At 70.3% G+C, this 14,615-nt stretch carries 8 protein-coding genes; 4 read left to right on the top strand and 4 right to left on the bottom strand.

The annotated features are described in order from the left end of the window. A complete protein-coding gene (locus tag BLW48_RS12445; RefSeq protein ID WP_093175078.1) occupies positions 1–5,400 on the top strand; it encodes a two-partner secretion domain-containing protein in 5,400 nt (1,799 codons plus the stop codon). Positions 5,401–5,412: 12 nt separating this feature from the next. On the opposite strand, the gene BLW48_RS12440 is transcribed toward BLW48_RS12445, so the two are convergent. Next, positions 5,413–6,054 (bottom strand): cysteine hydrolase family protein, encoded by a 642-nt coding sequence (locus BLW48_RS12440; RefSeq protein WP_093175075.1) that lies wholly within the window; start codon positions 6,052–6,054, stop codon positions 5,413–5,415. Positions 6,055–6,154: 100 nt separating this feature from the next. On the opposite strand from BLW48_RS12440, the gene BLW48_RS12435 reads away from it, so the two are divergent. Then, entirely contained in the window at positions 6,155–7,120 is a 966-nt protein-coding gene (locus tag BLW48_RS12435; RefSeq protein WP_093175073.1) for a GlxA family transcriptional regulator, read from the top strand. Positions 7,121–7,132: 12 nt separating this feature from the next. On the opposite strand, the gene BLW48_RS12430 is transcribed toward BLW48_RS12435, so the two are convergent. The 3 genes from BLW48_RS12430 to BLW48_RS12420 all read right to left on the bottom strand — a co-directional run bounded on the left by BLW48_RS12430 (position 7,133) and on the right by BLW48_RS12420 (position 12,220). Further along, entirely contained in the window at positions 7,133–9,109 is a 1,977-nt protein-coding gene (locus tag BLW48_RS12430) for a hybrid sensor histidine kinase/response regulator (protein ID WP_093054207.1), read from the bottom strand. Further along, positions 9,106–10,176, bottom strand: a complete 1,071-nt coding sequence (locus BLW48_RS12425) for an ABC transporter substrate binding protein (RefSeq protein ID WP_093054209.1) — start codon at positions 10,174–10,176, stop codon at positions 9,106–9,108. The genes BLW48_RS12430 and BLW48_RS12425 overlap by 4 nt, the downstream gene beginning before the upstream one ends. 154 nt (positions 10,177–10,330) lie before the next feature. Beyond that, positions 10,331–12,220: an ATP-binding response regulator gene (locus BLW48_RS12420; protein WP_093175070.1), complete on the bottom strand. Its 1,890-nt coding sequence runs from the start codon at positions 12,218–12,220 to the stop codon at positions 10,331–10,333. Positions 12,221–12,382: 162 nt separating this feature from the next. Here BLW48_RS12420 and phnD (BLW48_RS12415) point away from each other — a divergent pair, with 162 nt between their 5' ends. Further along, complete coding sequence (phnD, locus tag BLW48_RS12415; RefSeq protein WP_093077063.1) at positions 12,383–13,420, top strand: phosphate/phosphite/phosphonate ABC transporter substrate-binding protein; 1,038 nt, start codon at positions 12,383–12,385, stop codon at positions 13,418–13,420. Further along, positions 13,420–14,490, top strand: coding sequence for a phosphate/phosphite/phosphonate ABC transporter substrate-binding protein (gene phnD / locus BLW48_RS12410; protein WP_093175068.1), 1,071 nt, complete (start codon positions 13,420–13,422; stop codon positions 14,488–14,490). Before phnD (BLW48_RS12415) ends, phnD (BLW48_RS12410) begins: the two co-directional genes overlap by 1 nt. Positions 14,491–14,615 lie beyond the last annotated feature (125 nt).

Here is a 14,615-nt window from a genome sequence, read left to right as displayed (position 1 = left end):
ATGAAGCAACGCAATCGATTTCCACAGCGGCTTCAACTGCGGCCCATCGCGCTGTCGCTGATCTGTGCGGGCGCGGCCCCGGCCATGGCGCAGGTGTTGCCCACCGGCTTCACGCCCATTGCCGGCGGCGTCACGATGACGCAGAGCGGCAACGTGATGAGCATCACCCAGCCGTCCCTGCGCGGTATCGCCAGCTGGCAGACCTTCTCCATCGGCGCGACCAACACAGTCAACATCGCGCAGCCGAGCACGCGTGCAGTGCTGCTCAACCGCGTGGTGGGTGACGGCGGCACCATCCAGGCGTCGCGCATCGACGGCACGCTGAAGACTTCGCTGATCGGCAGCCCGAACCTGCCCGGCGGCAGCGTGTTCCTCATCAACCCGAGCGGCATCGTGTTCGGCAAGGGCTCGTCGGTCAACGTGGGCGGGCTGGTCGCGTCCACGCTGGACATCGCCAACAGCAACTTCATGCCCGCGGGCTCGGAGAACAAGGCCTTCGACAAGAGCGAGCAGCTTGTCTTCGTCGGTCCCTCGGGCAGCATCGCGCAGGTGAGGGTGGAGGGCGGCGCGTCGATCACCGCATCGCCGGGCGGTACCGTGGCGCTGGTCGGCGGCTCGGTGCGCAACGACGGCGAGATCAACGTCGCGCGCGGTTCGGTGGGCCTGGTGTCGGCCAGCAAGCTCACGATGAACCTCGACTTCGACGGCGACGGGCTCACGACCTTCAAGGTGCCGCTGGACGGGCAGACCACCTTCAAGCTCGCGGACCTGCAGGCCGCTGACGAGAGCAAGTCGACGACCGCGCAGCTCATGAACACCAGCAACATCACGGCCAATGGCGGTCGCGTGGTGCTGATGGCGGCCGCGGCGGATGTCGATGCACGCCAGCTCGTGGTGAGCCAGACCGGCGTGATCCGGGCTCTCTCGCTGTCCACGCGCAACGGCGAGATCGTGCTCGACGGCGGCCAGTCGCCGGCGCGCTCGAACGAGATGCTGCTCGGCGGCACCCTCGACGTGACAGGCACCGAGGCGGGCGTGGCCGGCGGCTCGATCACTGCGAGCGCCGACTACGTGCGCATGTCTGGCCTGACCGCCGATGCAAGCGGCAGCAAGGGCGGGCAGATCCAGGTAACGGGCAACAGCGCAGTGAGCATGTCGCCCGATTCGGTGCTGCGCGCGAACGCAACCGGTGCCAACGGGCAAGGCGGCACGGTAGACCTGAGCGCCGACTACACGCACGTCTCCGGCCAGATCCAGGCGCGCGGTGCGGGCAGCGGCGCGGGCGGCACCATCACCACGACGGCGCGGCAGGTCGAGGTGACCGAGCTGGCGCAGATCGATGCGGCGGGCGGTGCGAGCGGCGCCAACGGGACCTGGGTGGTCGAGTCGAAGGGCACGCTCAATGTGGACAACACTGTGCCGCCCTACGACCCGTCGGACTACGCGCAGAACACGGCCGACACGCGCATCAGCACGACAGCCATCGGCAACACGCTGGGCCGCTCGACCGACGTGACGCTGCGCACCGGCTCCAACGATGGCGAGTCGCACGACGTGCGATTCCAGGACAACGCGAGCATCGTCAAGTCGCAGGGGCGCGACGCGCGGCTCACGGTCGATTCGCTGCGCGACATCCAGATGTCCAGCGGCTCGTCGATCCGCTCGGAAAGCGGCGCGCTGCACGTGGACTTCAACGCCAATTCGGCCAGTGGCACCGACGGCGGCGTGATCGAGCTCAACAACGCGAGCATCGTCACCAACGGCGGCAACATCCGCTTCTACGGGCAGAGCGACGCGGCCAACGGCTATGCGGTCGGCGGCATCGCGCCCACCGATGGCGGACCGAATATCGGCCGCGCGGGCATCTCGCTGTTCGACAGCACGCTGAACACCTGCGCGATGGCCTCGGGCGCCTGCGGCGGCAGCGGCTCGATCGTGCTGCGCGGGCAGGGCTCCAGCAGCTCGGCCGGCGACCCGAACTACTACGTGAGCGCTGACGGCGTGCAAGTCTCGGGCAGCAGCCTGACCACCGGCGCGGGCAACATCGCGATCACCGGCGCGGGCGGCATCGGCGCGGGTGGCGTGCTGCTGGACGGCACCGAGAGCAACGACACAGTGCTGCGCACCGGCACAGGCGATGTGAACATCACCGGCAGCTCGCGCAGCTGGACGGCCACGGATCCCGTCGCGGTGTACGGCAGCACTGTGGACTTCGTCGACAGTTCCTTCCCTGACGTGACCACGGGCAACATCGGCGGCATCTCGATGCGCGGCGCGATCATCGATGCCGGCGGGCGCGTGGCCATCGACGGCACCGGCAGCGACATGCAGGGCCTGACGGCGAACAGCGCCTTCCTGACCTCGGCATCGGCCGCCAACGGCGGCGCCGGCGTGAGCTACGGCGCGGGCAACGGCGTTTCCATCCTCGGGGGCAGCATCACGGCCGGCAAGGGGCGCGACGTGTCGATCTCGGGCACGGCTGGCGGCAAGGGCTTCGACGTGGCGAACGGCGCCGCGACCGTCGGCAACGACGCATCGGCGGTGGTGCTCGGAATGGAAGCCGGCGGCACCGTGCGCGCCGAGGGCGGGCGCATTGCCATCGACGGCCGCGGCGGCGACGTGCGCGTGGGGCGCGTGAACCTGCGCGACCTGGAGTCGGGCACCACCATCCTGCCGGTGCTCGACGTCTCGAGCAGCACCGGCGCGGGCGGCACCGTCAGCCTCAACGGGCGCAACGTGCTGGTGACCGACGCGTTCGACAACGTGACCACCATCGACGCGGGCGGCGCGGGCCAGTCCGGCACCATCGACGTGCGCGCCACCGGCACCATCGCCATCAGCGATCAGGCCAGCCTGCGCGCCGACGCGAAGTCGGCCACGGGCAACGGCGGCACGGTGAACGTGATCGCGGGCGACACGCTGCGCGGCTACGGCAGCCTGTCGGCGCGCGGCGGCAGTGCCGGCGGCAACGGCGGCAACATCGAGACCTCGGCGCCGCACTTCGACCTGACCGGTGTGCGCGTGGGCGCCTCGGCGCCTGTAGGCACGGCCGGCACGTGGACTATCGACCCCTACAACGTCATCATCGCCCATGGCACGGCCAGCGGCAGCCTGACGGGCGACCCCTTCGCGCCGATGGCGAATTCGACAGTGCAGGATGGCGATATCAATGCCGCGCTCGACAAGGGCACCAGCGTGACCATCACCACCGGCACCGGCGGTGTGGCGACCGACGGCAACATCAGCTTCGACACGCTGGCGGCGATCCAGCGCACGACCGGCGGTGCGCCCCTGACCTTCCAGCTCGACGCCGCGCACAACATCAGCGGATCGGGCAACAGCAACACCATCCAGTCGGCCGACGGCGCACTCAACGTGGTGTTCAACGCGGGCGTGGGCGGGCAGGGCGGAACGATCAGCTTCAACGGCGCGATCAATACCAACGGCGGCAATGTGACGATGAACGCCGATGCCGGTGCGAACAGCAACTCGGCGCTGTCGCTCAACGGTACGAAGATCGACACGCGCACCATCGCGGGCGGCGACGGCGGGCCGAGCGGTTTCGTGCAACTGAGCGGCAGGCGTACCCTGCCGACCACCGTCTTCAGCACGGTGCCCACGGTCGACCTCACGGGCGTGACCATCCAGAGCAGCACCGGCGATGTCTCGATCACCGGCGTCGGCCAGCATGGCGATGGCGTGCGCATCCAGAACGGCACGGCGGCAAGCCAGATACTGACCACCAGCGGCGACATCGACATCGTGGGTATCGGCGCCAGCTACAACTACAGTCTTTCTCCGTTGTCCGTGCAAAGCGTGGACATCACCGGCGCGACGGTGGTCCGCAGCGTAGACGGCAACATCGGCATTCGCGGCCTTGTGACGCCTGGTCCGCTGGATGCGCCTTCGGGCGGCGTGCTGGTGGCTGGTACAGCGCTGGTCACTACGCTCGGCGTGGGCAACGTCGACATCGCGGGCGAGTCGCAGGCCAACGGCACTGGCGTCACCATCGCCGCAGGCGCGCAGGTGAACGGCAACAACAACGTGGTGCTGCGAGCCAGCAACAACGGCACCGTCGATGCCCTGGTCGTGGGCGGAACCGTGCGCGCGGGCAATGTGCTCAACCTGCGCCCCGGAGGCGTGGACGCGACAGGCAACGCGGTCGATCGCACGGCCAACCCGATCACGCTCGGCGGCACGGCGGCCACCGGCTTTGCGGTGTCGGCCGACGAGTTCACGCGGCTCGACGCGCCCACCATCGTCGCCGGCAGCAATGCCCATGCGGCAGACATCAACGTCGTCGGGCCGCTCGGCGTGCCCAATGCGCTCACGTTGCAGAACGGCGGTGGCGGCAACATCCAGCTCGGCGGCGCGCTCACGGCGTCGAAGGTCGGGCTGATCTCGGGCGGCAACATCACGCAGACAGCCGCTGCGCCAATCACTGCCGGCACGCTGCTGGCACGCTCCACCGGCGGCAGCGTGCTGCTCGACCAGGCGGCGAACAACGTGAGCGCCGACACCGTGGGCGGCGGCGCGGCCGGCGCCTTCCGGTATGTCGATGTCGACACCGTGAAGCTGGGCTCGGTGAGCGTCACCGGCTACGACGCCGCCGGCAATGCGCCGCAGGTCGTGTCGGCCACCTCGATGGCGGCCGACACGGTGTTCGTGCGCACGCTGAGCGGCGACCTGCTGCTGGGCGCCAACGTGAGCAGCACGAGCGGCACCGATCTCGTGGCGGCCTCGCGCTTCCAGAACACCGGCGGCTACACGATCGGCGGCGCGCCGTGGCGCGTGTGGGCCGACACCTGGGTGGGCGAGACGCGCGGCGGCCTGGCGGGTTCGGGGCTGTACCCCAACCTGTACCACTGCGCGTATTCGGGCCTGTGCGCGGTGAGCATTCCCGCGGGCGCCAACCACTTCATCTACGCGCAGCAGCCGGTGGCGACGGTGATCGTCGCCAACGCGAGCCGGCCCTTCGGCTATCCGAACCCGCTGTTCAGCTACGGCATCGGCGGGCTCATTCTGGGCGACACGGGCGCGGGCTTCGCCGGCTTCCTGTTCTCGCCGGCGCTGCAGGCCAGCCCGCAGGGCGCGTACCCGATCAATGGCACCTTCACCTCGGCCGAGGGCTATGCGGTCAACGTGGTGCCGGGCACCCTGTTCGTCGGCGGGCTGCCCAACCTGCCGCGCCCCGACGTGCTGCGCGACCTGCCCGCCACCTGGGTGTACGACCGCAACATCGGCCCGCCGCCGATCTGCTTTGCCACCGGGCCGCTGGAAGGCGACCGCGCCACGCAGGGCAGCGACGTGCTGGCGCGCGAATGGTCGCGCGTGCGCTCGCGGCCCAACCTGTCGAGTTGCGTGGACACCGAGAAGCGCAACGGCTGCGCGGACTTCTGATCCGCGCCCGGTTCAGGCGACGCCGCGTGCGCGGCGGTTGGACATCACGACGTTGTCCTTCGGGATGACCTGGCCTTCGCGCATCGCGGAGATCCACGCGTCGGTCGAAGTCACCGCAGCGAAGTTGCTGTGGAAGACAACGCTGAAGACGCGATGGATTTCTTCCGCCGTGACCTTGCCAGCCGCGTTCTCGTACGGCAGCGCGCCGCTGGCGTCGGCCAGGAATTCCACGTTCAGCCCACGGTGCATGGCCTCGAACACGGTGGAAGCGTCGCAGTTCTGCGTCATGTAGCCGGCCACGCTCAGCGTGTCGATCTCGTGGCGCGCGAGCCAGTCGGCGAAGTCGGTGCCGGTGAAAACGCTCGGAAAGCTCTTGGTGACGAGGTGGTCGTGCGGCCGCTTCGCGATCTCGGGGTGCAGCTGGCCGTTGTGCGTGTCGGCCTGGAACACCGGTGCGCCCTTGGGCGCATGGTGGCGCACCACGATCACCGGCGTGCCGGCGGCGCGTGCCGCGTCCATGGCCTTCGTCACGTTGGGCAGCGTGTCTTCGATGGGTGGGTATTCGATCGGCAGGCCGCCGCCTTCGAAGTATTCGTTCTGCACGTCGATCACGACGAGGGCGCGGCGTGGGGCGTTGGCGGTGTTGTTGCTCATGAAATGCTCCTTCTCTCTGGTTGTTCGGATGGCCTGATTCTTCGCCTTTGCACCGTTTCGCGACAGTGGCCCGAAAGCCATTCATCGATAAGATCGGGCCATGCGCAACCAGGCCATCGAAACCATCGCCGTCGTCGCCTTCGACGGTATCAGCCCCTTTCACCTGTCCGTGCCCTGCATGGTCTTCGGCGAAGACCGCACGGATACCGGCGCGCCGCGCTTTCGCATGCGGGTGTGCGCGCCGGAGCCCGGAGCGCTGCAGACCAACGCGGGCTTCACGCTCGTGGTGCCGCATGGGCTCGAGGCGATCCGCCGGGCGCAGATCGTGGTGGTGCCTTCATGGCGCGACGACGGCAGCGCGGCGCCGCCCGAGCTGATCCGCGCGCTGCAGGCCGCGCACCGGCGCGGCGCCACCGTGGTCGGCCTGTGCCTGGGCGCCTTCGTGCTGGCCGAGGCGGGGCTGCTCGACGGCCGGCCCGCCACCACACACTGGAAGCTGGCGCCGGCCTTCGCCAAGCAATATCCGAAGGTGCAGCTGCAGCCCGAGGTGCTGTACGTGGACGACGGCAGCGTGCTCACTTCCGCCGGCACGGCCGCGGGCATCGACTGCTGCCTGCACCTGCTGCGCGTGCGCTACGGCGCCGAGACGGCCAACCGCGCCGCGCGGCGCATGGTGGTCGCGCCGCACCGGCAGGGCGGGCAGGCGCAGTACATCGAGCAGCCCGTGCCCGCAACAGCCGAGCGCGACCGCCTCGCGCCGCTGCTGGAGTGGCTAGGTGGCCACCTCGACACGCCGCACGAGCTCGACGACCTCGCGCGGCGCGCGCTCATGAGCCGGCGCAACTTCACGCGGCGCTTTCGCGAATCCACCGGCACCACGGTCGGCCAGTGGGTGCAGAACCAGCGCCTTGCGCTGGCGCAGCGGCTGCTGGAGACCACCGACCATCCGGTCGAGCGCGTGGCGACCGGCGCCGGCTTCGGCTCGGCGGTGTCGCTGCGCAAGCATTTCATGTCGGCGTTCAAGGTATCGCCCACTGCGTATCGCCGGCAGTTCTCACGGGCGTAGAAAGCGCCGGGGTCAGGCGATGTGCACATGCCGCCGCGTGGTCAGCAGCGCCCGCAGCTTCGCTGGCGCAACCGGCTTCGTCAGCAGCATCACCCCGCCATGTCGCAGCCGCTGCAGCACCTCGGGCCCGGTGGCGCCCGACACCAGCACCGCCAGCGCGTCGGGCTGCAGGCGCTTGGCGGCGTCGATCACGTCCACGCCGTCGCCTTCGCCCGCCAGTTGCAGGTCGCACAGCACAGCGTCGTAGTGGAGGTCGCCGGTGCCCAGCCGCGCGATGGCCTCGGGGCCGTTGGTCACGCATTCGACCTGGCAGCCCCATTGCTCCAGTAGCGCGCGGCTGCCGTCGAGGATGGCGGGGTCGTCGTCCACCACCAGGCAGCGCAGGCCGGCCAGGGGCGCGACGGCGAGCGGCGGCGGCTCGGGTGGCGTGATGTCCGCCAGGCGCGCCTCGGGCAGCGTGAAGCTGAAAGTGCTGCCTGCCTGCAGCGCCGATCGCACGGTGATGCGGGTTCCCAGCAGCGCAGCGATGCGCGCGCAGATGGCCAGCCCCAGCCCGAAGCCGCGGCGCCGGTCGCGCTCGGTGTTGGCCACCTGGTAGAACTCTTCGAAGATGCGGCCCTGGTGGATCGGCGCGATGCCCACGCCGTTGTCGCGCACCTCGATACGCACGCCGGCCGGGCTGCGCCGTGCGGCCACCAGCACGGTGCCGCCCTCGGGCGCATGGCGCAGCGCGTTGGTCACGAGGTTGCCGACGATGCGCCGCAGCATTGCCGCGTCGGTGCGCACGGCCAGGCCGCGGTCGCTCCAGCGCAGCCGCACGCGGGCCTCGACGGCGGTGGCGGCGTGCTGGGCATCGAGCTGGTCGAACAGCGCGGCGAGCGGTACCTTGGCGATCGCAGGCGTCAGCACCTGCGCATCGAGCCGCGAGATCTCGAGCAGGTCGTCGAGCAGCACGCCCATGAACTCGGTGCTCTCCTGCAGCCGCAGCACGGCCGGGCGCTGCGTGGGCGAGGCACCGGGCAGCAGGCCGTCGATGAACAGGCCCATGGCATGCAGCGGCTGGCGCAGGTCGTGGCTCGCTGCCGCCAGGAAGCGCGCACGCGACAGCGCGGCCTGCTCGGCCTCGGCCATGCGCTGCAATGCGACGGCGGTGGCCTCGCGCACGCGCTCTTCACTGACCTGTCGGTTGCGCTGCAGTCGCTCGGCCAGCCGGTCGATGTCGTGCGCGAGCACCGCGAGTTCGTGCGTGCCGCGCGTGCCGCCCTCGACCACGTCGCAGCGCACCTCGAAATGCCCCGACTCCAGCGCCGCCACCGTGCGCGACACGCGCCGCAGCGGCCGCGCCACCGTGCGTGCCATGTGGCGCACCGAGGCCCATGCCGCCACCAGCGCCACCAGCGCAATGCCGATGCCCGCGAAGAGCGAGCGGCTGCGTTCGCGCGTGTAGGCGGTGGTGTCGCGGAAGGTCTGCACGAGGCCGATGGGCGTGTCGCCCGCAGCGGTGGAGCCGGCCGGCGCGAAGGCGCTGGCGCGCGAGGCCTCGCGCAGCGTGACCGGCGAGGTGAACATGCGCAGCTGCGCCAGCGACGGTGTCTTGGGCCCGGCCGTGACGTACACGCCCGCGCTGTTGCTGATCTCCACGCGCGTCACCTGGCCGCCGCGCAGCGCGGCATTGGCCACGTTCTGCAGCGCCGGCAGGTCGCCCGCGTAGAGGCTCAGATCGGACATGGCCGCCACCTGCCGTGCCACGGCCTGGCCTTCGGCGTCGAAGGCGGCTTCGAGGGTCTGCAGCCGGTTGTGCGTGAACCAGCCGGTGAGCGCCAGCGCCACCGCCGCGCACGGCACCACGCCAAGACGGAACAGATCGCGCTGCAGGTTGCCGCGCACGACCAGCGTGTGGGGCGACTGGGGCGGCGGCGTGGGCATGGGCGCGGGCGCGCCGGCCCCGTTTGTTCCCGGCGGGCCTTGAGAGGGCGGTGCGGTGCTCATCGCGGGGCTGCGAGCCGGTCGGTCAGTTCCCGTTCTTCCGGCATGCGCAGGCCGAGTCCGCGTGCCACGGTGGCGTTGACGCGCACGGTGGCGGGCGTTGCCGCTTCCACCAGCGGCGCATTGCTGTTGCTGCTGCCCGTGCCCGCGCTCGCCACTTTCTGGCCGAGCAGCCGGGCCTGCTGCGCGAGTTGCGATGGCGTCGAGACCGCCGCGGCCAGGCCGCCCGAGCGCACCAGCCCTTCGCTTGCGCCGAACACCGGCAGGCCCGCGCTCGCGCCGGCGCGCAGCACCGAGAGCGTGGCCGCCTGGCTGTCGCCGATCAGGTCGGGCAGCACCATCAGCGCGTCGCTCAGCGGCACCACCTGGCGCAGGGCGTTGGCGAGCGACTTGGCGTCGGGCGCGTATTCCACGCGCAGGTCCCAGGGCGGGTTCGCGCCTTGCGCGGCGCGCTGCAGTTCGCGCACCAGCGGCTCCGACTCGGGCGTGGCGACCACGCCGATGCGGTGCTTCTGCGGCAGCACGGCGGTGATCAGCGCGAGCTGGTCGGCCATGGCCGGGTCGCGCAGCAGCACGCCCACGCGCCGGTCGCCGCGCCGCAGGGCAGGGCTGCTGGCCTTCAGGGTTTCGTATTCGAGCCGGCTCAGCATTGCCAGCACCAGCGGCTCCTGGCCCGGCCGCTCGACGGCGGCGCGCGCGGCGGCGGGGCCTACGGCCATGGTGAGCGGCGCGTCGGAAGCGGTGCGCAGGCTGCGCGTGCGCACGCCGGCGTTCGCGGCGCGCTCGGTGTCCGTTGCCTCCGCGGGCGGTTGCGGATCGGCGCCGCCGGGAGTGAGCCGTACCAGCTCGAACTTGCCGCCGGGCTCCTGGTCCGCGCGCAGCTGCTGCACGAACTCGGAAGACGCCGCGGCATCGTCGCCCATCAGCACCGTGAGGCTGGCGGCCGAGGCCGGAGCAGCGAACAAGACAGACGAGACAGCAGCACCGGCCCACACGAAGCCCACGGCCAGCACGGCGCGGCGCAACCTTCCGCAGAAGGGCGAGAGAAAGGAATTCACGGCAACAAACATGGACTGCTTCCGCAGCGAGGGGCGATAGTCCAATGTAAGGACGGACCCGGCTTGGCGCGATAAGGCGGAGGGCTTATGTCCGTGTCGGCGAGGGCCTGCTCGTGTGACGGATGTCACGCGGTGGCAGCCGCACGGCCTATGTCCGATGGACTACCTACGCACCTACCGCGAGGGCTGCGACGGCCCTTTGCGTCTGGATGGCCTGGCGCAGCACGCGCGGCGACACCGGCTTGTAGAGCACCGTGATGCCTGCGCTCGCCACTTCGCGCAGGCGGTCGGGCTTGGTCTCGCCGGTGACGAGCAGGCGCGCGGTGCCGACTCCGATGCCGCGCGGATGGCGCTCCAGCGCAGCGATCACGTCGAGCCCGTTGTCGCCGCCTTGCAGCAGCAGGTCGCTGATGACCACATCGGGCGGCTGCTCCCAGGTGTCGGCCAGCGCCAGCGCCTCGGCGCGGGTCTGTGCGGGCAGCACCTCGGCGCCCCAGTTGGAGAGCACCACCGTCAGGCCTTCGAGGATGGTGCGCTCGTCGTCGATCACGAGGATGCGCACGTTGGCCAGGCTTTCTTCTTCCTCGACGGCGGCAACGGCCTGCGACCCCGCCGCCGGCGGCAGTGCGGCCGGGGCCGAGCGCACCAGCACCCGCACGCAGGTGCCCTTGTGCAGCTTCGAGCTCAGCTCTACGCGCGTGTTGAGCAGCTCGGCCAGGCGCTGCACCGTGGCCAGGCCCAGCCCCATGCCGCGCGCGCCGCGCGCCGCCTGGCGGCCGGTGGGCTCCACCTGGTAGAACTCCTCGAACACCCGCGCCTGGTGCTGCGCGGCAATGCCCACGCCGGTGTCGACCACGTCGATGCGCACGCCCCTGCCGCGCCGCCGCGCACCGATCAGCACGCCGCCCTCGATGGTGTGGCGCAGCGAGTTCGACACCAGGTTGTTCAGGATGCGCGACAGCATCACGTAGTCGCAGCGCACCCACATGTCGGTCTTGCGCACCACCAGCCGCAGGCACTGCTGCTCGGCCACCGGGCGGAAGTTGCGGCTGATTTCATCGAACAGCCGGTCGAGCGGAAAGTCGATCCACTGCGGCTGCAGCACGCCCGCGTCGAGCTGCGACAGGTTCAGCAGCTCCGAGAACAAGCGGTCGAGCGAATCGACGCACTCGCGGATGTGGCCGATGCGCTGCAGCTTCACCGGGTCGTGCTCGCCGTTGGCCAGCCCGTCGGAGAAAAGCGTGAGCGCATGCAGCGGCTGGCGCAGGTCGTGGCTGGCGGCGGCCAGCAGGCGGGTCTTGGCCTGGCTGGCCACTTCGAGCTGCTGGTTCTTGCGGGCCAGCTCGGCCGTGGCCTCGTTGATGCGGCTTTGCAGCAGCCGGTGGCTTTCCGCGAGCGCGCGCGCGGCCTGGTTGAAGCCGTGCTGCAGGTGGCGCACTTCGGAGGTGCCCTCGATGGCCACGCTTGCGTCCTCGCCCGCGCCGAGCCGGTCGACCGCCTTGCCGAGCGCGCGGATCGGCTCGCTGATGCGCCGCGCCGCCCACCAGCCCGCCAGGCTCACGCCGAAGAGGCTGATCGCCAGCACCAGCCCCACGTTGAACCAGACCGAGCGCCGCGCGCTTTCCACCGCGGCCAGACTCATCTCGACCATCACCTGGCCGTTGTGGCGGCCGTCGTCGCCCACGATGGGCACCACCACCTGCAGGCCGTCGGCGCGGGCGCGGTCGACGGTTTCGGAGTTGGCGACGATCTCGCCGTCTTCCGTCCAGATCTGCACCTGCTGCACGTTGGGCTGGTAGGTGCCCGACTGGGCGGTGCGCGCCAGCGCGCGGCGGTCCATGCGCGCCAATGGCGCCTGCGCCACCGTGGCCACCTGCAGGGCCACCGTTTGCGCATTGGCGCGCATCAGCTCCGTGAGGTTGCCCAGGTGTTGCCGCGTCAGCACGGTGATGGCCGCCACCGTGGCCAGCGCCGCCGGCACCAGCGCCAGCAGGATCAGCTGCTGGGCAAAGGTCAGGCGGGCCAGGCCGCGCAGGACGCGGAAGTTCCAGTTCATGGGGGCATCGGACGCATGGGCGCCGAGCTTAGGAGGCCGGTCCGGAACCGGGAAGACAGGAAAAACATCACAAAAATTGCTTGCAATTGATATTTAATGGCGTCCGCGCTGCCCATGTTAGACCCGCCGATGCGCAACGGCCCTATCTCTTTAGGACCACAAATGCAGGCTTCCATGCGCCGATTCGTCGATTTTTCCGGTGTCCTCCGAGCGGCGGCACTGGCCTTGCTCACGGGCTTTCCGCTGTGGGCCGCGGCCCAGGCCGCCCCTGCGCCGGACGCGCCGATCCGCTTCGGCATCCTGCCGCTTGGAGGCGCCTTCGAGTCGCGCAGCGACTGGGACCCGCTGCTGGCCGAGCTGAGCCGCGCCATCAACCGCCCGGTGAGCGTGCTGTCGGTCAACTCGTACGAGGCGCTGGAGCATGCTATCCAGCGCGACGAGGTCGACATGGCCTTCCTCTCGGGAAAGATGGCGCTCGACGCCGTGACCCAGCGCCGCATGAAGGTGGTGGCGCAGGTGGTGCGGCACGACGGCCTGCCCGGCTACCGCGCGCTGCTGCTGTCGCGCAAGGCGCCGCCCTTCAACTCGCTGAAGAACATGCTCGACCAGCCCGAGCGCTGGCGGCTGGCGCGCGGAGAGAAGCAGTCGGTGTCAGGCTTCATCGTGCCCCAGCTGCAGCTCTTCCTGCCGAACCACATCGCGATGGAGACGCGCTTTCGCAGCGAGATCGTGGGCACCCACCAGGCCAACGCACTGGCCGTGGCTAATAGCGAAGCCGACGTGGCCACCAACAACACGGCCGACTTCGAGCGCTTCAAGCTGCGCTTTCCGGCCGAGACCGAGCGGCTGCAGGTGCTGTGGGAGTCGGACCTGATCCCGCACGCGCAGATCGTGGTGCGCCGCGAATACACGCCCGAGCTGCGCAAGCGCGTGCAGGCCTTCCTGACCGGCTACGGCCGCGCCAAGGGGCCGCGCGGCGATGCCGAGCGCGTGGTGCTCAAGTCGCTGCACGACCTGGCCGGCTTCGTGGCCGCCGACAACAGCTCGCTGCAGCCCGCGGCCAAGCTGGCCTACCAGCTCGCCAAACAGAACGCCATGACCGCGCAATGGGTGAACGACGCCGCGCGCGAAGCCCGCCTGCAGCGCATCGAGAGCGGCTATGCAGAACAGGTCGGCGTGCTCAAGGACGTGACGCCGTGATGAAGCCTTGGCGCGTGGCTGCCGTGCTGGTGCTGGCCTTCGCCGCCATGCTGGCCGGGCCGCTGCCGGCCATGGCGCAGGGCGCCGCCGCATCATCCGAGAAGACGACCGAAAAGACGGCAGAGAAGGCCGCGCCGGTGCCGATCAGGATGATCCGCTTCGGCGTGCTGCCGCTGGGCGGCACCGTCGAGTCGCGCGCTCTGTGGACCCCGCTCATGGCCGACATGAGCCGCAGCCTCGGCATTCCGGTGAGCGCCTATTCGGTGCCCACCTACGAAGAGCTCGACCGCGCCATCGGCCGCGACGAGATCGACATGGCCTTCCTCTCGGCCAAGATGGCGCTCGACGCCGTGATGCAGCGGCGCATGAAGGTGGTGGCGCAGATCGCGCGGCACCCCAGCGTGCCCGAGCACCGCGCCGTGCTGCTGGTGCGCAAGGCCGGGCCGCTCAACACCCTCGAAGCCGTGCTGGCCCAGCCGGAGAAATGGCGGCTCGCGCGCGGCGACAGCCGTTCGGTCACCGGCTTCATCGTGCCGCAGAGCCAGCTCTTCCTGCCGAACAACATCGAGATGGAGACACGCTTTCGCAGCGAATTCGTCGGCACCCACCAGGCCACCGCACTGGCCGTGGCCAACGGCGACGCCGACGTGGCCACCAACAACACCACCGACCTGGAGCGCTTTCGCCAGCAGTTCCCGGTGGAGGCCGAGCGGCTGCAGGTGGTCTGGCAATCGGAGCCGCCGCCTGGCGCGCCGATGGTGGTGCGGCGCGACTTCCCGCCCGAGTTCCAGGCGCGGCTGCAGAACTTCCTGACCGGCTACGGCAAGGGCAAGGGTCCGCGCGCGGACGCCGAGCGCGAAGTGCTCAAGACCCTGCGCGCGGCCTACGGCTACGTTGCGGCCGACGACAGCGCGCTGCTGCCGGAGGCGCGGCTGGAGCACCAGTTGGGCAAGCAGCGCGCCATGGCCGCCTCGTGGGTCAACGACGCGGCGCGCGAACAGCGGCTGCAGCGCATCGAGAAGACATATGCGGAGCAGGTCGAGATCCTGCGCGCGGCTCCGGCGCGCTGAACGCCCGGTTCGACTCTCAACCTAGTCCCTTCGCCGTAGCTCCAAATCCCCCTGCCTAGGCCATTAGCTAGGCCTTAAGGCGGATTTGCCTCCCGTCCCCCGCGCCGGAAACTTCGTGTTTCTTT

This window comes from Variovorax sp. YR266 (assembly GCF_900107295.1).
In the GTDB taxonomy this organism is placed as follows: domain Bacteria; phylum Pseudomonadota; class Gammaproteobacteria; order Burkholderiales; family Burkholderiaceae_C; genus Variovorax.
The sequence above is the reverse complement of the archived record's forward strand: the minus strand, read 5'-3'. Positions and strand labels throughout refer to the sequence as shown.